A 21261-nucleotide genomic window follows, 5' to 3' on the forward strand; every position below is an offset into this window, starting at 1 on the left:
TCATAACTTAATATATGATAAGCTTTAATATAATGGTAGCATAATGTCATTAATGTCCACCTAAATTTAATTCAAATTTTTCTTAAAATTAGTAAATTGTACTAATAATATCTTTCTTGCTCAAAGGTTTTGCTAAATGTAAATCAAAACCGGCGGATTTAGATTGTTTTTTAGCTTCCTCATGGCTGTAGCCTGAGGCTGCTACTAATTTCTTTTTGTAACCTTTTGATCTTAGGTAGATGGCAATGTCGTAGCCTGTCATATCTGGTAAGCCGATATCCACAAAAGCCACATCTGGTTGTTTTTCCATAATTATTTTTATGGCATCTTTACCATTATGAGCTACAAATAACTCACAGTTTAAACTTTTTAGTAAAAAAGAAAAGATTGTAGCTATATCTTTATTATCTTCTACCAATACTACTGTTGCACTTGATTTTCCTTTCATGGCTGTTGTAGGTAATTGAGTTTTTGGAATTGATTTATTTTCACAAGCATTAAAACTTATTTCGAAACGAGTACCTTTATTTAAACCCTCACTATTTACTTTAATCTCCCCACCATGTAATTCTATGAGATTTTTAACTAATGAAAGCCCTATGCCTAAACCTGAGGCAGCTTTACCTTTTGAAGGTATTTGATAGAATGATTCAAATATTCTTTCAAGGTTATCATTTGCGATACCTATTCCATTATCTTCTATTTCTATTTGTACTTTTTCATCTTTTTGCCATGCTTTTACACTTATTGTACCTCCTTCAGGTGTGTATTTATTTGCATTTAACAATAAGTTTGAGAATATCTGCTCAACTCTTGTAACATCTCCTAGGATATAAATATCTTCTTGAACATCTAAAAGTAATTCTTGACTTTTAGCTTTCAACTGCTGATGTACATTCGATAAGTCTGTATGGAGCAAATTGTAAATGTTGATCGGCGATAATTGAAGATTAATTTTATTACGAGATATTCTCGATAAATCGAGCAAATCGTTAAGTATTTTAGACATTGAGACAATGCTCCTCCCCATTATTTCTATTATCTGCTTTGATGGGATTGTATCAGAAACCAAAATATCCAGACTATTGCTTAGTGCAGCCAAAGGGTTTCGTAACTCATGACCTAAGATCGCCAAAAATTCATTCTTACGTTTGTCAGCATGTTCTAACTTAAGAACCACCTTACGTAAAGAGTTTTCCAAATTAAGTTGGTCTGTTATATCTGTATTTGTACCGAGCCATTTAATTATTTTCCCTTGTTTATTCTTTATCGGTTCTGCCCTTGATAGAAACCAGCGATAAACTCCATCTGCTCTTTTCAATGGAAATGTGTCTTCCCAAGCAATACCCTCTGCAAAACATTTAGTTATATTGGTAATTACTCGGTCTACATGATCGGGATGATGAACACTTTTCCATTCCCAACCTTCTACATCCTTCAACGACGTGCCTGTATAGTCATACCATCTTTGATTATACCAATGTATATATCCAGTTTCATCTGTAATCCAAGCAAGTTGAGGTATTGCGTTTGCCATCGTTCTAAATTGCTCTTCACTATAATTCAGTCTCTCTTGAGCATCCCTTGTTTTTATGGCAGTTGAAATCATATTCGAAACTGATAAAAGAAAGTTTGCATCATCTTTAGAGAACTTCTTATATTTTTTTGTATGAATACTTATTACTCCGTAAGCAGTATCAGCTGAGTTAATGATGCAACTCATGCCACTTACTACACCATGATCTAACAGTAGCTTTGATCCTTGAAACCTTTTCTCTTTGGCAAGGTCGTTAACAATTACTGGTTCATTAGACAGCATCGTATATCCTGCCTGAGAATTGTAATTATTTGGGACTAACACTGCTTCTGATGAACCCGGGTACCAACCTAACCCTGCTACCAAAATAAAGTTTTGACTTTTTGGCTGATATTTCAAAATTTTGCAAAAATCTGCATTTAACACATATGCTACTTCTCTTACTACCGAATGCATTAAATCTTTCGGACTTACTCCCTGCAAAGCCATCATACCTAATCGGGCAACAACAGACTGTTGTTTTTCTCTACCAATGGCTCTTTTAGATAAGTTTTTAAGTTCTGTAATATCTTGAAATACGACCACAATACCACTTATTCTAAAGTCTGTAGTACGATAAGGAGTAATTTGCCTTATATAGTACTTCCCATCAAATGTCTGCTTTTCTACTCTAATCGGCTGAAAATTCTGTAAGACCTTTTTGCACTCATCTGTAAGGCTTTCGTCTATCAGATTTCTACTTAATGAATTCACCTGCCTACCAATATCACTCGGTCCCATTTTTAATAATTGTTCTGCAGCAGGTGTATACCGCTTAACTTCTAGATTGGTATTAAGAAATAATATTGGAATATCGGTACTTGTAAAAAAGTTCTCTACGTCATTATTCGCAATTTGCAATGCTTCTATTTTTTCTTTAAGCTCAGCATTTATCGAATTTACCTCTGAGTTTAAAGATCTTAATTCTTCAGAGCTTGCTTCTAATTCTTCATTAGCAGATTGCAGTTCCTCGTTGGTAGATAGTGCCTCCTCGTGTAAAGCTTTTAGCTCTTCTGTATTTGTTTCTAATTCTTCTATCGTATTTTGAAGCTCTTGCTTTGTCTCTGAAAGTTCTAACTCTAAACTTTGGTTTAGTTTTTTTTCATCGTAATTGTTTATCTGAAGCTCTTGATTAACTACCTGCTTATTTTCATTATAAAAACTAATCGCAATTGTGCTCTCCCCAGTCAATTCATTTTCAGATAAAATTGATAGTTCGACTCTTATATTTCTGGTTTCTTTGCTAAGCTCAGCAACTGGTATACTACAATGAAAACTGATGTTGTCTCTTACCTTTTTGATCTTAAACAAACTACTTCTTAACCTAGACCTTATTGCAGGCAAAATGATTTGAATTACATCCAAACGGGGTTCTCCAGTAGGAACTATGATATAAGGCTTTATTTCACCATGATTGTATAGCACTTTGCCATTTTCGTCTACAACAATAGTTGGCGGTACTTTAGTCGCTAACAATGCAGCTTGTATTTGTTCAGCCCTAGCCGAAGTGCTTTTATTTCTCCTACTTCTATCAGTCAACTGAAAATCGATATTTGATCTTATTTGATCGCTTCTATCAATTTGCATTTGCTGTAAAAAGCTGCTTTCCTTTTCTTGCCCTGGTATTTTCTTATATATTCTCCACTTTTTAGATACCGATCTAAAGAAATCTGTTTTATCTCCGACAGACTCAGAGCTACCAAGAAATAAATAAGCATCTGGTTTAAGGGAAAAATAAAAAGAGTTTAATACTGCCTCCTGAATATCTTTTTTTAAGTAAATAAATAGATTTCTACAACTGATCAAATGCATATGAGAAAATGGAGGATTATTTACCACATTCTGGTTTGCAAAAGTTATTATATCTCTTAAATAATTTTTGATTTGATATGTGCCATTTTTGAATTTCGTAAAGTACAGCTCCAAATATTTTTCTGGTATTACATCTACTATACTATCTGAGTAAATGCCTTTACGGGCTATTTTAATTGCTTGCTCATCAATATCAGTGGCAAATATTTTAATCTCATTTTTTAGCCCTTTTAGCAAAAGAGTTTCAGTAATAAGTATGGCAATTGTATAAGCTTCTTCTCCACTTGCACACCCTGCAACCCACACACGTATCATTTCTTCTTCTCCATTAAGCTTACTTAGTATATCCGGAATTACATTGTTTTGTAAAGTATTAAAAGCCTCCGGATCTCTGAAAAACTCAGTAACATTGATCATTAAATCTTGTATAAGTTTTTCACGTTCTTCCTCACTTCCCCTCAATTTTACAATATAGGTTTTGTAATCTTCTATTCCATTTATTCCCATTCGCCTAAGTATGCGGCGATGTACAGTAGCAGATTTATATTGATTTAAACTAAAGTTTTCATTAGTTGAAAGAATTTCTATTATTTCCTGTAATTTATCTAAATCTGTATTTTTGTTTGCCATTGAGCAATGATAGTTTGAATAATTTTTAACTACTTCAGGAATTTCCCCAATTGTAACAACTCTATCAAGTATACCTGCTTCTAATACACTTAAGGGTAAATCTGGGTAAATTGTTTCATTCGGATTTTGAACCAATGCCAAACCTCCTGCATTTTTAATTGCTCTCAATCCTGCTATACCATCATTACCTGTTCCTGAAAGTATAATTCCCACACACCGATCTCCATATGCCCTTATTAATGAATAAAAAAATTGATCTACTGACGTAAATTTCTCTTGCGCCTTTTCTGAATTTAAAAATTTAATCTTCTCAGTATCTATCTCTATTAAATCGTCAGAATTGACTAAATAGGCTGTATTAGGGATGAGCTTTTCTGTATTTTGTGCAATTTTAAGATTATTAATCTCAGAGTATCTCTCAATAATAGATTCTAAATATTTTTTTTGCTTAGAATTAAACTGTTGTTTGATAATTAAAACAATTCCCTGATCTAGCGGAAAGGTATTTATGATCTTAGTTAGGCTGTCTAATTCTTCCGAAGATAAGACTATTCCTACAATTATCGTTTCAGTTTTATTTTGTGACATAATAAGATGCCTGTCAAGTTGAGATACTCATAGCTAATCTTTCATTTTTAAACATTAACCAAACCACCGATATAATTAATCCATATTTTTATCAAATGCAAGACTACATATTATTTTAATCTTTTTTAAGGATTAAAATAAATAGAATTGATAAAAGGTCTGAAAACTCTTTAAAATTCCATGTTTGGGCGATGTAATCTTTAATGTTACAATCGCCGATAAATGTCTACTACTATGAAGTTTAAAATATAGAGTTTCTATTATTTTATAAATCTTTCTAGTTCATCATCAAATTTATTACTGTCTAATATGTCAGAAACAATAATTCCATTTTCTATTAATAGTTGAGATGGGAATGAATTAATATGTAATAGTTTGAGCGTTTCGAGTGTTTTAGATGGCTCAATTAAAAAATGCTCACCTTTTAACTGATTCTTATCTATAAAACTTTTCCATTTTGAGTAATTTCCTTCAGATGACAAAAAGATAAATGCTACATCATTATCTTTATACTTTTCTATTACTTTAGGATAAGTAAATTTTAAAGCCTCCACACAAGGTTTACAGCCAATAAACCAAACATCAATCAGCACCAATTTCTTATTGCTCAAATCAATCTGAGTCTGTGTACTATCAATGGTTAAAACATCGATAAGAGGAAATACATCGCCTTTTTGCTTTACATCTTTATTTATCTCTATCAAATCATCAATTTTTGTAGTGTAATTTGATTTGGGGTAAGCAGTTTTAAACTGACTAAAAACAGCTCCAAAATCCTCAACTAACACATCTTCAGCAAGCAGTTTATATAACAGAAATTCTCTAACAGGTTCTTCAAATTTATTTGCAATAAACTGATAACTATTTGATAGGAGATCATCGTCTGGCGTATTCTCTAAAAAGTAAAAATGAGTATAAATGGCCTCTAAAATATAGCTGCTAAATTCATTCGACTTTAAATAATTGGAATTGTTTAAATCGAATTTATCAAAAGCATCTAGAATCAATTTTGGATTATAATGCTTAACTGAATCAGCTTTGGCTTGTGTGAAAAGGAGGTTTGTTTCTAACCATAAGCCGATTATTGTTCCTTTTGTCTGGTTATAATGGGTAGGTGTAATTGCTGATTGAAAATAGTTTAATGAATCGAATAAATGATTGACTTGCTCATCTCTAATTGTTAGAAAAGATTGGTAACTAATTGAGTCAAACATGGTTTTACAACTTTCACCAAATATGTTAGTTATATTTTCTACTTGTCTCAACAAAACATCTTGATATTGTAAACTATCTCTATCTTGCTTATTTATTGGAACAACTAAAACAGTATCTTTTCTCTCTTTTTTTGGATTACGTAATTCTGTTGCTTCATTTTTTACTTTAACAGTTAAAGAATCTCTATTTGCATCAGTAATAGTCGTATTTCCATAAGCCGTCTCGTGTAAAACTTTTCGTATATAATTATATGGTTTTATAAACCTATTTTTATTGATTTTTTTAGCATAAGACTTATGATAATAGCCTTCTACACCAGACTGTTTATCAAATAAACTTATCGTTTCGTAAGGCTCATTTAATTTATCTTTAGTCGATGTATGATTAACTACATCATATTGATCCCAAAAGCTTTTTTGATAAGTAACTAGTGGATTTTCACTTAAAAAATAAAAGTAACCTCGAGATAGATTTTTTAAATCGAAGCATTCTTTACTACTAAAATTACTCAACTGTAATTCATTATATAGATGCACAGTATCTACTGGGTTGAGGTAATCCATATTGAGTTTAAAATGATGAAAAAACAACTCACCATTAAACAAAGCAAAATTGATAGTTGCTTTAGAACTCAGGCGTAATAAGTTATCAGGATAGTAAGTAGAGAATGAGCCGTGTGTTAATAAATTGACATTATCGTAAAAGAAATCGCCAACCTCAATAGAAAGTACTGTATAACTTTCAGCAGTAATGTACATCTGACCATAGCCCTTAATTTTATTTTTATTGGGTTTAGCTTTAAAACTGATTACATAAACCAATTCATTATTATAGGTAGTAATGTCTTCTAAGTTGTAAATAAAAAAACTTAAATTTTTTTCGCTTAAAGGCCCAAAATAGAGCAAATGATCCTTAAACCGCCACATTTTATTATGTGATAGATATCTATTTTCAGATTGTTCAGATTTATAATATCTGGTATTCCACTTGCCTTTTGGCACATATTTATACCAATCGTCGTACTTCCAGTTATATTCGTTTCGTCTTATCTGATCGAAGAATAAAAAGTTTCGATAACTACTCATCAAATGCGTTTTGTTTTTCTTGCCATTTTCCGTTATTCCTGTACTATAATATTCTCCCACAGCATCTGTTTCGCCAGTAAAAACATCGTTTAAGACTTTAGATTCGTGATAATAAAAATTAGCTAAATAAGGTTTTGCTCTGTATAGGTTTTGAAATTGTTCACTGGCTTTTTTTACAATCTCTTTTACATTTGGCTTTTTAGACTCAATGGTAATGGTATTTAACTCAATTTGATTGACTGGTAAAAACACTTGCGTAAAATCTTCCATAAAATTCTGCGCGGGAACTTTAATGGTTTTATATCCAATAGAAGAAATCTGAATACTGTCTTGTGAGTATTTATCAGGAATTTTTAATTCGAAATAGCCACTTTCGTTTGTAGCAGTACCAATATGCCATTTTTGAATGTATACATGAGCAAAAGGTACAGGTTCTTTGCTTTGGGCATCTAAAACATGAGCATTAATTGTTACAAAATTTTGAGCAAAGCTTGATTGAAGTGATACTGTGAAAAACAGCAATAAGAGGTAAAAAAGTCGCATTAGCTAATCTTAAAGTTGAAAAACGAGCACTAATTTCTTCAACGAAGCAACCAAAATTAGGTTGTTGTTATGCGATTATTTGAATTTTATTACCTCAAATTAATTAAGACTCTTCTACCTACTACTACTTCACTCTTCTATATAGTTTTAACTGCATGTTCTCTTTTTAATTAGCAATAAGAGCTTATAAAGTAAAGCTCATTAACATTCACACAAAAAGAAATTAGAATATTATTAGAATTTAAATCGGCTTGAATTTGATGTAAAAGAATAGCTATCTTGCACGCTTTATATGGAAATGAGAACAAGGATTATCATTTTAATTTTTCTTGATATTGATAAAGGTTTAAATGAATAATATAAAGCAAAGTAGGTCACCATTTTCACTTTTAAAAAGAGTTGGACTCGATTGGTTTGTTTTTGCACTCTTAGGAATGATCGGCCTTGCTTACATCTTTCCTGCCCCAGGTATTGCCGAAGGGCCATTCTCGATGAGTAGTATTGCCGAATATGGTGTTATATTGATTTTCTTTTTCTACGGTTTAAAACAAGATACTCAAAAGGTGCTTTCTGGTTTGAGTAACTGGAAACTACACCTTGTTATACAGTTATCTACTTTTCTTATTTTTCCTTTAATCGTACTCACATTTTTAAATTTTCAAGAGGATATTAAAGGAGAATTTGAATATTTATGGTTGGGGATTTTCTTTCTAGCTGCATTGCCATCTACCGTTTCTTCTTCTGTTGTAATGGTTTCTATTGCCAATGGAAATATACCAGCAGCTATTTTTAATGCCAGTATTTCTGGCATAATCGGGATTTTTCTCACTCCATTGTGGATGGAACAAGTAATAGATTCAGCAAATATCGATTTAGACCTTCAATCGGTTTTAGGCAAACTAATTCTCAAAACATTTTTGCCCGTGGTAGCAGGTATATTCTTAAATGTGAAGTTTAAGTTTAATCTCTCTAAATATAAATCGTCTCTTAAGTATTTTGATCAGTCTGTTATTCTGATGATCGTTTACACTTCTTTCTGTAAATCGTTTTCTCAAAATATGTTTTCTGGTTATCAAATTACAGATTTGCTTCTATTAGGAATTGGCTTATTAGGCTTATTTTTATTGATGATTTTCTTAATGTCTCAATTAGGAAAACTACTTAATTTTAACAGAGAAGATAAAGTGACCATGCTTTTTTGTGGCTCTAAAAAATCATTAGTACATGGTAGCGTAATTGTAAAAGTAATGTTTGCTAGCAGCATTGCCGGAGTTGTGCTTTTACCGGTAATGATATACCACTCTATACAATTGATATTAGCCAGTGTGCTAGCCCAATCTATCGCTAATAATAAGAAACATACAATTGTGGGTTAAAAAAAATATTGTTAAAAGTAAAGGCAAAGAGCAACTAGTTGTCTGCTCTTTGCCATTCCTTTATCTATTCTTCAATATTCTTTAGCAATCCGATTGCTTCTACATTGGTACTAGCAACCGATAATACAGCAGTAGACTGAGAAGTTACAGGATCGATCTCGTAGATTGTTGGATACTCACCAGTAGCTGTAATTGGGAAGTATAATTTACCATCATAAGACATTGGTAAACCAATATCGCTGATATCATCTTTAGAAGGAAAACCTCCACCTACCCAGTTAAAAGTTTTATCTTCCATTTTTACAATACCATACTGAGTAGCAGGATCATTAGTAGAAGAAATTACAGTTTCGTTGTAGAACTCAAGCAAGAAGTAATCTTCTGTAATGTGCCATACTTTTCTAAAATTGTAATCTTCGGCAATTTCTTCGATATTAAAGTAATAGCTATCGTCAAAGTCTGTCGCTCCACTATTGATTCTTAATGCACCTGCAGGATTCGTTGCGTTTGAATCATAAGCACCTGAGAATACATATACATTTCCGTCGTCGTCTTTTGCTATTTGAGAGTAATATTGCGAGCGGTAACGACCTGATGCATAACTCAACTGATTAGATCTGTAAACTCTCTGTACTTCCAAGTTTTCATCGAAAGCAACTACCCAACAGCTATCTGGATAAATTACTGTACCAGTACTTGCTCCACCTTCTGCTTCATCATCTTGAGCCTGAGAAACAACTGCTCCTGTTAAAAACTCACCGTTACCCATATCTACAATTCCTGAGAAAGTTACCTGCTGACCTTCAGAAATCAGTCCATAGGTTTCAATACTTTGAGTTTCTAAAGAAAGACCACCAGCAGTATTTATAAAATTAAAAGTAGCACCATCAGCACGTTCAGTTCCATCCTCATAAGTTAAAGGATTTCCATCTTCGTCTACTAATGTTTGGCCACCAACACTGGTAATCGCATAGTCTTCGAAGAAACCATAAGAAGTAAAACGAGAAGTAATTTGAAATTCGCCAAGAGAAGAGAGCTCTCCAGCAGTATCTAACTCGTATCCTAAACCGATACCTGGCTCACCTTGAGCATATATTAAACCTACAGTTACTGTATTATCTTCGTTAAAAATCCAGTTGTAACCTGTTTGTTCTAATTCAATACCACTTCCAACAATACTTAAATCATCGCCACCCAATGTATCAGTACTTAATATATATTCTGCAGACTCACCCGCTGCCGAGATAAAGAATGATTCTGTTACACTATCTTCTTCAGTATCTGGTGTAGGATCGGTTGCATCATCATCATCCGAACATGAAATGGTATTAATTGCTAGTAAGATTACTAATCCGTAGAAATTGAATTTTCTGAAAAAATTAATTATAAATCTATCCATTGCTATTTATGAGGTTTATTAATATTCGAAATTTTATTTTTTGTCTTTGCTAAAGAAATATCTCAGCTTCACCGAAAAGCTTCTTCCAGGTTTCTGCAAGCTGTAATTGTCGTAAAGAATTGTATTCGTGAAATTTTTTGCCTCTAGTGCTATATTGTACTTACCATCTTTCATTACATAAGTAAGAGCCAAATCATGAGATAACTGACTCGGAATAGTAACTTTACTATTACTGCTGCCTAGGCTTTCCCAGTTTCTAAAAAACTCATGCACATAATTCAGAAAATAACTAACCGTAAGTACATTGTTATCTCCTCCTAAAATATCTCTTATCAAATAACTTGCTTCTGTATTTCCAAAGAAATAAGGTACATTGGGCATCTTATCTTTGTAGTGTAGAGAAGGTGTTCCACTCACACTGTAGTATTCCATATCTCTTATATTTTGATATGTGATTGTTCCACCCAATGAGAATTTATTTTTGTAGTAATAGCGTGCTTCCATATCTACACCCATGTATTGGACATTGCCATGATTGGTGTAATAAGCCCCACCGTATTTTTGCTCAATTTGTCTGCGGATATAATCTCTGGTATCTCTGTGGAAAAAGCCAGCTTCTACATACAAAGCATGTTCTTTATCTTTACCGAAGAAAGGTGAATAAACTAAATTAAAGTTTATATTTCGGCTGTTTTCAGGTTTAAGGCTTGCATCTCCGACCTCTAAAATTTCATCTCCAAAAAGCTCAGTAGCTGTCGGAAGTCTAACTGTTTTTTCGAATGATGCTTTTAATAGGAGCGCATCTGTTAACCTATAGTTTGCTACCAAACCATAACCTGATGTATTAAAGGTTTCTGTTTTTTCTATATAGGAAGAACTTCCATCTGTAGCGGCCAAAGTATCAATCGGGCCTGTAGTAGCTACTAAATAATTTTTACCAAACACCGATGCACTCCATTTATCATTTGGAGTAAAAGTATAAGAAGCACCTAATACATTTTTAATATTCGAACGCTTCATAAAATCAGTCTCTTCGCTATTATCATCAGTTGCCTTCTCATCCGAATTTTTTCTTTCGTAACTGCTCAATACATTGTTTATGGCTAACTTGTGTTTTTCGCTTAGCGCATACTGCAAGTTAAGTGTTGCCATTCCTGTATTATTTATATACTCAGCCATAGAATAGTCGCCTTCTCCTTTACTATCTTTTGTTTCGTACTCACCATTCCAGTTGTACCGTCTGGCCATTGTATCTAAGTTGACATTGTTTACTTTGCTGTAATTAGCTGTTAGTGAGACAGATAAGTTTTTAACAAACAAATCATTTTTTAGATATTCCAAAGAAGGCATTACTGTCTTTGCTGTTCTGGTTCTACCCCCATATACAATTTTCATTAGGTTAGCATTTTGTATATCGGCTTCTTCTTGCGCAAGTGTTAATCCTATTAAAAATCTGTCTGCCCAAGATTTTTGAATTACACCAATTTTCCCAATAACAGACTCATTCCTATATTTATCATGGAATCTTCTAAACCAGTACTCTTCTTCTGAGTAAGTATCGCCATCGAGGTTTAGCAAATTGGTTTTTACCTTGTAGTTGTTATCCGAATAGTTTTGGTAGGCATTAATACTATATGTAAAACCAGATTTAGTAGTTGAACCAAAATTGATATTGGTTTTGTGGGTGTTAAAAGAACCATATGAATAAGATGCATCCAAATAAGTATTGGTAGTTTTCTTAGTAATGATATTGATGGCTCCACCTAAAGCATCAGAACCCAATTCTATCGGAACTACTCCTTTATACACCTCGATTCGCTCTGCCAGATTTATCGGAATATTATTAATCTGGAAAGCCGAACCAAAATTACTCATCGGAATACCATCCATAAATACTTTTACATGTCTGCCAGTAAACCCGTTGAGCATAATTGATGTACTAGAACCCTGTCCACCCGATCTTCTAATTCTCACGCCAGACACTCTCTCCATTGCCTGCGACAAATCCATCGAGTTGTTTTTTAAAGATTTAGCATCAATCGCTACTACATTATATGCCGTTTCTCTAACCTCTTCTACAATAGATTTGCCTGCTACCATTACTTCATCCAAAACCATTTTGGGGTCGTACTTTAATGTGAAGTTTAGATCGGTTGTCTGTCCAGCTTTTACTGTAATTGTTTGATATTGATTGAGATAGCCAAGACCAGAGCAAAAAACTGTGTATTCTCCTGCTGGCGCACTCAATTTAAATTTCCCTTTATTATCTGTCGATGTATTGTAATTGGTCCCCTTCAAAAAGACCAAAATATCTTGTAAAGACTCATTTTCTTCTGAAAAAACCTGTCCGCGAATTTCTCCTTGTTTATGCTGGGCTGTGGCATAATATGAAGATAAGCTAGTAAACAGAATAATATATATGAATAAATATCTGTGCATTAAACGCGCTGTTTTTATTTAAACTAATTCTAAATAATGTGCGAATTTAGATTACACAGCTTTCAAAAAGTTTCGGAAAAAGAAAATTAAGTTTCGGAAAAGGAATTATTTTAGAATTATTCAAAACTTGGCCAACACACAAAGACTGCCGATATCTAAACTTTCTAATTGCTAAAGCTTTCTAACATGCACTTAGATAACAATAACATAATCTTTACTTAACCTAAATAGTCAAAATTTGGATTTACTTTACATGCACTACAAATTATCAAAACAAAAAAGCATTAAGCTCAAATGAATATTAAGCTAACTTCCACTCTCCTACTTTTTTATTTAGGCATTTCTCTCACAGCTTTTACACAGCAATTACCTTCTACTGGTTTATGCGCGCATAGAGGGGCAATGGATACACATCCTGAAAATACAATTCCTGCATTTAAAGCTGCGATAGAAGCCGGAGCGCAAATGATCGAGTTTGATGTTTGGCTTACAAAAGACAACAAAATGGTGATTATCCATGATGAAACTGTTGATAGAACCACCAATGGCACAGGTGAGGTTTCATCTCTCACTTTTGAAGAAATAAGAAAACTTGATGCAGGTAGCTGGAAATTGGAAGAATTTTCTGGTGTGCAAATACCAACACTAGAAGAAGTTTTGGACATAATGCCTTACAATGTTTGGCTCAACATCCACATTAAACAAGAAGGTGATTTGCCCGTAATGATTGCCCAAACGGTAAAGGAAAAAGGCCGTTTACATCAATCATTTTTAGCTTGTACAAGAAGCTCCATGCAGAAAGTTCGCAAAGCGATTCCTGAGATATTGTTTTGTAATATGGATAGAAAAAACACCTCTGATAAATATGTAGATCAAACCATTAGCTCAAGAGCGAATTTTTTACAGTTCCCTAAAAAAGGGCCAGTAATCACTCCAGCGCATATCGCTAAGCTGAAAAGCAATGCTGTACTCATCAACTATTTTCAGGCAGACTCTTTAGAAGAAGCTAAACAGCTATTAGTAATGGGCGTAGATTTTCCACTGGTAAATAATATTGTTGAGTTTATGCAGCATGCTGATGAATTACAACTGACACCTATTAAGCCTGTTTTTTCAGCAGAGTAATAGAAGGGAGTTTTTACAATTCCCCTTTCTTTAAAGCTTCTACTGCATAGTTTGCGGCTCTGGCTGTTAAAGCCATAAAAGTGAGCGACGGATTTTGATTTCCATAGGAAGTCATGGCTGCGCCATCTGTCACAAACACATTTTTACAATGATGTAGCTGATTCCATTTATTGAGCATCGAAGTTTCTGGGTCTTTACCCATTCTAACTCCTCCCATCTCGTGTATGTCTAAGCCCGGTGCTTGTTTGGTATCCCAGCTTCTCACATTGGTACAGCCTGCTGCTTCAAGCATTGCTTTCCCCTCTACTAGAAAATCTGCTAGCATCTTTTCATCATTATCATCATAATCGATTGATGTAACTAGCAATGGAATTCCCCATTGATCTTTTTCCGTCTCACTCAATCTCACATGATTTTGCTCTTTGGGTAAAATCTCTCCTTGCATCATCATAAACACTTGCCAAGGGCCAGCTTGTGTCATTTGCGCTTTCATATCTTCTCCAAAACCTATATTTGCAGATGAGCTTCCCCAACCTTTTCTAGATGCACTAAATGCCACCATATAACCTCTTAAAAATTCTGCATTTTGCTTATATACATTTTTAAAAGAAGGCATAAAAGCAGAAGTAGGTCTTCTACCAGAATAATATTTATCTTCAAAACCATTGAAATCTGCCAGCATATTTCCACGGTAATTATGGAAACCTATGTACTTACCAAGTGTGCCGCTATCATTCCCCAAACCATTCGGGAATCTAGACGAAGTAGAGTTAAGTAATATCAGATTTGTGTTTAAACAAGCTGCATTCACAAAAATGATATTGGCAAAATATTCTGTACTTTCTCCTGTTTCGCTATCAATTACACGTACACCAGTTGCTTTTCCTTTGGCATCATCATAAATAATAGAATGCACCACCGAATTGGTTTGCATAGTGAGGTTTCCCGTATTATTTGCCCAAGGTAGTGTAGATGAATTGGATGAAAAATATGCTCCAAAAGGACAACCCCGATAGCATAAATGCCTTGCCATACACTTTCCTCTCCCCTGCTTTATATGGATTTCTTGTGGTTCCGTAAGATGTGCACATCTGCCGATAATAACCGGGCGTTCATTGTTATACTTTTCGCCTAACTCCTGCTGAATGTGTTGCTCAACACAGTTTAATTCAAAAGGTGGCAGCACTTCGCTATCTGGCAAATGCGGAATGCCATCTTTGTTTCCACTTATGCCGGCAAATATTTCTACATGGCTATACCAAGGTGCTATATCCTGATATCGGATAGGCCAATCTACCGCAAAACCATCTCGCAAGGGAGCTTCAAACTCATAATTACTCCAACGCTGTACATTTCTTGCCCATAACAAAGACTTTCCACCTTCTTGATAGCCTCTAATCCAGTCAAAAGGCTTTTCTTGTATGTAGGGATGTTCGTCATCTTTCACAAAAAAATGCTTGGTAGCATCATCGTAAGCATAACAGCGATTCGCTATCGGGTTGGTTTCTTCATCTTCTAACGGCATGGCTAATCTGTGAGGAAACTCCCAAGGACTTTGTGTAGCTGTTGGGTAGTCTTTGATATGCTTAACTGCTTTTCCTCTTTCTAGTACTAATGTTTTTAAACCCTTTTCGCACAATTCTTTGGCAGCCCAACCGCCACTTATTCCTGAACCAACAACAATAGCATCGTAAGTCATTTTCTTCTTCGCGTCTCCGATAGTATTCATAATATCATATTTAGAAAGCCGATGATAATCATTTCTCCAAATAAAAAAAAGTATAGTAGCACTGAGAGAAGACCATTCTTTTATAAAAAGAGATTCTAGATCAATAAGAATATTTCAAGTATTACATTGAAAAAGTACAAAATTGAGTAATTCCTCCGAATTTCATTAGATATTATTCCATATATAAATTGATAACTTGTATTCTTTTAAGGATTTTATGTAAATTCAATTAGTAACAAACAAGGTAATTTGTAAAACTTTGAATTGTCTTAAAATCACCATCCAGCTCATATTCCTTCCCAGCTGAATTTTAATTGCTTAAAAAAACATAATATCACCTCAAATTTCTTTCACCAGAAAATAGTAATTAACTCTTGGTAATAAGCTAAATCTATGGGTTATGAAAATATTTAAATTGATTACTGTGCTTTTGGTTTTACTGTTCCTTTTTAATGTAGCGAATGCACAAGAAGCAGATATTAAAGCAAATGGTGAAGAAATGTTGCAGGCTCTCAATGATGGTAATGCCGAAAAATATATGAAATATAAACATCCTTCTTTTTCCCAATACTTACCACTTAGTTTAGAACTAGCTAGCAGACCAGATACCAAAGTTATACAAACTCAATTTGATGAAGGCAGAGATTTTGATTTTACTTTAACAGACCACGAAGTAAAAGTTTACGGAAATTGTGCTGTTGTAACTGCCATGCAAGAAGGTACTATTCATTTTGAAGATGGTAGAATAGATACTGGTAAATGGAAGCATACATCTTTATGGGTAAAAGAAAATAATGAATGGCTACAAGTTCATATGCATGTTTCTAAAGTGCAAGACGAACAACCTGAATGATGTGATTTCTTATGTAAACCTTATGTATCATGGACAAATTAAAAAATTATCAGTTTTCTATTTATGCAATTATAGCTGGATTGATTGTAAGTGCCTGCCAACCTGCATCTTCTCCTGAATTATCAGAAGGAGACAAAAAATATATGGAAATGATGACCACAGATGCCTATGAAGGATGGAATGAGGGTAATCGCGAACCTTATCTGGCTAGATACTCAGAAGATGTAGTTTACATGCTCCCAAATGGTGAAACTGTAGAAGGGTTAAATAATGTAAGGGATTATGTAATGAATTACCCAGAAGGATTGACAGTGAAATTTCCTGTAGTTGAGTTTATTGGAAAGGGAGATTTAATTAATGTGAGAGGTGTATTTACTATTTATAACAGTGAGGGAACCTTGGTAGATAAAGGAAAATATCTGAATGTATGGCAGCGAAATGCCAATGATAAATGGGAAGTTACACACGATATATTTAATTCTGATATGCCACTTCCAGTACAAGAAACTAACGCACAAGAAGAAGAAATGTGAATATTATTATGCGAATAAAAATCGATGCACAAAACGCTATTATTGGTTACATCAGAGCTTTGTTGAGGTTCAATCAGTCGTGAGATTGACAAATTGATTGATAATAAGAACAAAAAAAGCACCCTAATAGGATGCTTTTTTTAATTACTCATTTAAACTATTGATAATGATTTGTAATTACTTCTCCATAAATCGGTTTGTCAATTTCATCTAAATTTTTGCCATAAAGCAAGACAGGAAATCGAATGAAAGTATATTACAAATTATTCAAATCCTGCCATTGCCACTCACTAACGAATTTTATGTTTCGTGACCTGAAGCATTCTTAAGAACTTTTTAGCTTCTTCATAAAATCTCTAAATGCGGGTGCAAACTCTTCAAACAAAGGGTTATTTCGGTTTTTAATCATTACTTCACTAAACAACTTTAACCCTATTGCAAACTCTACAGATTGCCCCTTTTCTTCAAATAAATCTTTCTCTTTTAGCACTTCTATTATTTTAAAAATCTCATCGTGATTATCGAAATCAACTTCTATAGATTTTTCTTCTTCTGGAGTTTCTCCACTTGCTAGCGATACTAAGTCTAGTTTTAAATGATATTTATTCGCTTTTTTTGTCATTATATTTTAATTACTGGTTGATTAATGAATAATTAATGCATCTTTTGTCCTGAAAATTCCATTGCTTCTCCCTTTCCAAATCCGAAGCTGAAGCCTAGAGTTACAAACCTGCCTCTCTTTCCATAACTGTACAAATAAAAGTCACTTTGGTTAGTAATTGTCTCCATTCTTCTCGATGCAAAAATGTCTCTCACACTCATATTAATTACCCCTCTGCCTTTTAAGATTTTCTTTCGCACACCCATATCTGCAAAAAGGTTATTAGAAATTATACTTTGTACTGTCTGGTATTCAGACTGGTAATGCCCTGTAACTTCAAAGTCTATATCTAATGGAAATTTAAATTTTGTGGTCACTTTAGATGTCCACTGGTCTGCATCAAAATCGAATGATGTTGTTTCTAAAGAACCTTCTCTTATGTAATAGTTGTAGTTAATTTCTCCTGTAATAGAAAGCCAATTTGCGGGTAAGTATTTACCATTTAATTCTACTCCTGTTGCTCTATTGGTTCCTATATTATATGGCTTCGAGATGTTTACATTATCTTCGAAAGTAGAAATTCTTTCAACTACATCTGTAGTATATCTATGATACACACCCACATTCCAAGAGATTTTATCTACTATATACATAGCTGCAAGCTCATAAGAATCTGTGTATTCTGGTCTTAAATCTGGGTTACCAGTTCTTATACTATAATTATTACTGATGTTGAAAAAGGGATTCAGGTTCCAAAGTCTCGGTCTTAGTATTCTTTTAGAAAAACCTGCTTGTACAGAAAAGTTATTGGTAAGTTTATAAGAAGTATGAACACTAGGAAACAAATTCGTATAATTTTGATTATTCTCTTCTCCCGTATTTTTGAGTACCGTATTTAAGTCTGTGGTTTCAACTCTTAAGCCTAATTTTAATCCCCATTTATCGCCCTCATAAGCACCTGTCCCATATAAAGCCAACACATTCTGATGGTACTCAAAAACGTTTGATAAATCGGGGTCAACCACCCAAGTGCCATCTTCTAAATTACTTACAGAGTAATCATTCCCCACATCATTTATATTATACTGGCCACCAGTTTCTAAAGTAAATTTATCTAAAAAAGGCTTGGTATAATCTAGCTTAAAAGTGTATTCAGTTTCTTTAAAGTCTGTATCTGTTTGTTGATTGCTATCTACATTTTCTCCATAAGTGGTTACGTTGGTATATTCAGAAGATTGATCTTTACCAAAGTGGCTTCCTGTCGCACTGAATAATAACACATGGTCTTCATCATCTTTAAAATCACTCTTATACTGCAATTCATATTGCCATTTAGGATTGGTAGCAGAAGTTGCCTGATCGCGATTCCACTCAGAAACTACTTCATTATTTTCGTCTAAAGAACTGAAATATGATGTTGATGGTTGGTCTTCTATTTCGTAGGCAAAATTACCCGAAAGTGTTAATACATTTGTTGGATTAATGTAATAATCTGTACCTAAACTAAAATTGTAAAACTGCTCGTATTTGTCTTCTTCTCCATTACTAATTACACTGGTATTGCTTCCTAAATCTGTATTAATGTTTCGGCTTTCATTTGGCATATTTCTATAACCTGCTCCAACCTGACTAAACAAATTGAATTTTTCAGTACGGTGGTTCAAGCTTAATCCCAAACTATGGTTATGAGGCACCCCTGTATTTATACTTACAGAACCATTAGTACCTTTTCTTTCTTCTTTCTTTATTACAATGTTGATAATACCAGAAGTACCCTCTGCATTGTATTTAGCCGAAGGGTTGGTAATCACCTCAATCTTTTCGATCATATCTGCGGTGATGGTGCCCAATGCATTGCTACCAGATTCGCTAGTTAAAACAGAAGGTTTGCCATTTATTAGAATTTCTACACCTGTACTTCCTCTAAGAGAAATCTCTCCCTCAATATTTACATTTACCGAAGGTACATTGTTAAGCACATCGAAAGCACTACCGCCAGCACTGCTTAAATCTTTACCTACATTAAATACTTTTTTGTCTAGCTCAAACTCTGTAGTAGATCTTTCGCCTACAATAAGTAGTTCTTCTAAAACCTCTTCGTTTTCTCCCATGGCAATGGTTCCTAAGTTTGCCATGCCATTTGCTATAGAAATATCTTTAATCGCTTTAGTTTCGAAACCAATAAAGCTGACTTCCACATAAAAATCACTTACATCGGTTTTAATCTCAAAAGTACCATCGGCTGCGGTTGTTTTGCCGGTAATGTTTTTTTCTGTGTTTTTATCTTTTAATACAACAGTAGCAAACTCAACAGGTTGCTCACTTTTGCCATCAATTACTTTACCTTTTACAGTAATATTTTTGGTTTGTGCTTGTAATGCGGTTGCAATACTTATAAGGCTAATAAATAGAATAGTAAATCTTAATCTCATCATTGATAGTGGAATATTAGTTGATGTTACAAAGAATATTATTTTACATCACAGTAAAAATTAGTTTCCTTGAACAGCAAAACTTCGCTTGTAAACGACATAAATACTGCTTAAACCTGTGAAAATGTCAGTGGTAGGCTGAATTCTGTTGTTGACCTTATATTTTTTTAATAGCAAAATGAGATAGCTAGTTTTATTGAATGATTTATAATCGCAATAAAAAATTGATCACTAGAAATGAATTGCTATTCCAAATAGTACTTCATTTTGTGGTATTTATTTTTTACTCTTTCGATAAAGATCACCCACAAATTGAGCTATTCGAAATTGTATTTTTCTTGCATTATGCCATCTGTACCTTATTTATCAGCTATTATTTACTTCTAAAGTATTTGTATAAAAAGAAAAATATCCAGTTTTTCATTTATCTATCTCTTACACTTTGCTGGGTTATTTTGGTAGAAGAGCTCTTGCTAGAGCAGATATTTTTTCCTCAAATGCGAGCTAAAGCTTTTCCGGGAGTGTTTTTTACCCTATTTCAGATTTTACCGGTAATTACCATTCTGTCGGGTTTTAAGTTTGCTTGGGATGCACTTGGCAAACAAAAAGAGGTAGATACGCTCAAAAAAAGTATTCAAGAAAGTGAGTTACAAATGCTCAAATCTCAAATTAACCCGCATTTTTTGTTTAATAACCTGAATAATTTATATGCTTATGCGATGGAAAATTCACCTAAAACACCCAAGATTATACTAGATTTAAGTGGTGTTTTACGCTATATGTTATATGAATGTAAGGAGAATTATGTGCCGCTTTCAAAAGAAATAGAACAACTAGAAAACTTTATAAAGCTCAATCAACTACAGATTGAAGAAAGAGGTTTTGTAGGCTTTGAATACAGAAATATTCAATCTAATTACTTAATCGCTCCACTTATATTAATTGTATTTATAGAAAATGCCTTTAAACATAGTCAAGCAAGTTTGTCTGACAACATTTATATCGACATTAAACTAAATTTATCTGAAAACGGAGAGCTGGAATTTAGCTGTAGAAACAATTTTCAGAAAATGCAAAAGTCTGAAATGTTGCCTCATGGAATAGGTTTGGAAAATGTAAAAAAGAGATTGAAACTATTATATGCAAATCAATATCAAATAGAGATTAAAGAAACTGAAAGCTTTTTTGAAGTATACCTAAAGTTAATAGTAGAGCACACCGAAATTGATAAAGATGATTTGAAGCGAAAGCCAATTCATACCTATTAATAATTTCTATTAAGGAGCAAGCAAAGTTTTTATCCATACAATTAAGGAGATTAGCGA

12 protein-coding genes are annotated in these 21261 nt (G+C 33.5%); 5 read left to right on the forward strand and 7 right to left on the reverse strand.

Translation table 11 applies throughout. The features are described from left to right. Window positions 1–88: 88 nt before the first annotated feature. Both OQ292_RS27455 and OQ292_RS27460 read right to left on the reverse strand, forming a co-directional pair. Window positions 89–4606 carry a CheR family methyltransferase gene (locus tag OQ292_RS27455; RefSeq protein ID WP_284687488.1) on the reverse strand — a complete coding sequence of 1506 codons (4518 nt, stop codon included), beginning with the start codon at window positions 4604–4606 and terminating at the stop codon, window positions 89–91. Window positions 4607–4866: 260 nt separating this feature from the next. After that, window positions 4867–7449 carry a carboxypeptidase-like regulatory domain-containing protein gene (locus tag OQ292_RS27460; protein WP_284687489.1) on the reverse strand — a complete coding sequence of 861 codons (2583 nt, stop codon included), beginning with the start codon at window positions 7447–7449 and terminating at the stop codon, window positions 4867–4869. Between the two features lie 350 nt (window positions 7450–7799). On the opposite strand from OQ292_RS27460, the gene OQ292_RS27465 reads away from it, so the two are divergent. Beyond that, window positions 7800–8825, forward strand: a complete 1026-nt coding sequence (locus tag OQ292_RS27465; protein WP_284687490.1) for a bile acid:sodium symporter family protein — start codon at window positions 7800–7802, stop codon at window positions 8823–8825. A gap of 64 nt (window positions 8826–8889) precedes the next feature. On the opposite strand, the gene OQ292_RS27470 is transcribed toward OQ292_RS27465, so the two are convergent. Both OQ292_RS27470 and OQ292_RS27475 read right to left on the reverse strand, forming a co-directional pair. Further along, complete coding sequence (locus OQ292_RS27470) at window positions 8890–10224, reverse strand: DUF4374 domain-containing protein (RefSeq protein WP_284687491.1); 1335 nt, start codon at window positions 10222–10224, stop codon at window positions 8890–8892. 33 nt (window positions 10225–10257) lie between these two features. Continuing rightward, a complete protein-coding gene (locus OQ292_RS27475) occupies window positions 10258–12663 on the reverse strand; it encodes a TonB-dependent receptor (RefSeq protein ID WP_284687492.1) in 2406 nt (801 codons plus the stop codon). 294 nt (window positions 12664–12957) lie between these two features. Here OQ292_RS27475 and OQ292_RS27480 point away from each other — a divergent pair, with 294 nt between their 5' ends. Beyond that, window positions 12958–13788, forward strand: a complete 831-nt coding sequence (locus tag OQ292_RS27480) for a glycerophosphodiester phosphodiesterase (protein WP_284687493.1) — start codon at window positions 12958–12960, stop codon at window positions 13786–13788. A 13-nt stretch (window positions 13789–13801) separates the two neighbouring features. Here OQ292_RS27480 and OQ292_RS27485 read toward each other — a convergent pair whose 3' ends face one another. Beyond that, window positions 13802–15517, reverse strand: coding sequence for a GMC oxidoreductase (locus OQ292_RS27485; RefSeq protein WP_284687494.1), 1716 nt, complete (start codon window positions 15515–15517; stop codon window positions 13802–13804). 400 nt (window positions 15518–15917) lie between these two features. Between OQ292_RS27485 and OQ292_RS27490 the strand changes: the two genes are divergently transcribed. Together OQ292_RS27490 and OQ292_RS27495 are read left to right on the forward strand one after the other, a co-directional pair. After that, window positions 15918–16370 carry a YybH family protein gene (locus OQ292_RS27490; protein WP_284687495.1) on the forward strand — a complete coding sequence of 151 codons (453 nt, stop codon included), beginning with the start codon at window positions 15918–15920 and terminating at the stop codon, window positions 16368–16370. Between the two features lie 29 nt (window positions 16371–16399). After that, window positions 16400–16903 (forward strand): YybH family protein, encoded by a 504-nt coding sequence (locus OQ292_RS27495; protein ID WP_284687496.1) that lies wholly within the window; start codon window positions 16400–16402, stop codon window positions 16901–16903. 325 nt (window positions 16904–17228) lie between these two features. Here the strand turns inward: OQ292_RS27495 and OQ292_RS27500 are convergent, their stop codons facing one another. Together OQ292_RS27500 and OQ292_RS27505 are read right to left on the reverse strand one after the other, a co-directional pair. Then, on the reverse strand, window positions 17229–17525 hold the full coding sequence (locus OQ292_RS27500) for a DUF3861 domain-containing protein (RefSeq protein ID WP_284687497.1): 297 nt from the start codon (window positions 17523–17525) through the stop codon (window positions 17229–17231). Between the two features lie 32 nt (window positions 17526–17557). Beyond that, on the reverse strand, window positions 17558–19939 hold the full coding sequence (locus tag OQ292_RS27505) for a TonB-dependent receptor (RefSeq protein ID WP_284687498.1): 2382 nt from the start codon (window positions 19937–19939) through the stop codon (window positions 17558–17560). A gap of 221 nt (window positions 19940–20160) precedes the next feature. Here OQ292_RS27505 and OQ292_RS27510 point away from each other — a divergent pair, with 221 nt between their 5' ends. Further along, window positions 20161–21204: a sensor histidine kinase gene (locus tag OQ292_RS27510; RefSeq protein ID WP_284687499.1), complete on the forward strand. Its 1044-nt coding sequence runs from the start codon at window positions 20161–20163 to the stop codon at window positions 21202–21204. The last annotated feature ends 57 nt before the right edge of the window (window positions 21205–21261 follow it).

This window comes from Chondrinema litorale (genome assembly GCF_026250525.1).
GTDB lineage: Bacteria > Bacteroidota > Bacteroidia > Cytophagales > Flammeovirgaceae > Chondrinema > Chondrinema litorale.

Bases quoted from the DNA above. Each gene is read 5' to 3' on its own strand.
- OQ292_RS27455 (WP_284687488.1), bottom strand. From the start codon at position 4,606: ATGTCACAAAATAAAACTGAAACGATAATTGTAGGAATAGTCTTATCT.
- OQ292_RS27460 (WP_284687489.1), bottom strand. From the start codon at position 7,449: ATGCGACTTTTTTACCTCTTATTGCTGTTTTTCACAGTATCACTTCAA.
- OQ292_RS27465 (WP_284687490.1), top strand. From the start codon at position 7,800: ATGAATAATATAAAGCAAAGTAGGTCACCATTTTCACTTTTAAAAAGA.
- OQ292_RS27470 (WP_284687491.1), bottom strand. From the start codon at position 10,224: ATGGATAGATTTATAATTAATTTTTTCAGAAAATTCAATTTCTACGGA.
- OQ292_RS27475 (WP_284687492.1), bottom strand. From the start codon at position 12,663: ATGCACAGATATTTATTCATATATATTATTCTGTTTACTAGCTTATCT.
- OQ292_RS27480 (WP_284687493.1), top strand. From the start codon at position 12,958: ATGAATATTAAGCTAACTTCCACTCTCCTACTTTTTTATTTAGGCATT.
- OQ292_RS27485 (WP_284687494.1), bottom strand. From the start codon at position 15,517: ATGAATACTATCGGAGACGCGAAGAAGAAAATGACTTACGATGCTATT.
- OQ292_RS27490 (WP_284687495.1), top strand. From the start codon at position 15,918: ATGAAAATATTTAAATTGATTACTGTGCTTTTGGTTTTACTGTTCCTT.
- OQ292_RS27495 (WP_284687496.1), top strand. From the start codon at position 16,400: ATGGACAAATTAAAAAATTATCAGTTTTCTATTTATGCAATTATAGCT.
- OQ292_RS27500 (WP_284687497.1), bottom strand. From the start codon at position 17,525: ATGACAAAAAAAGCGAATAAATATCATTTAAAACTAGACTTAGTATCG.
- OQ292_RS27505 (WP_284687498.1), bottom strand. From the start codon at position 19,939: ATGATGAGATTAAGATTTACTATTCTATTTATTAGCCTTATAAGTATT.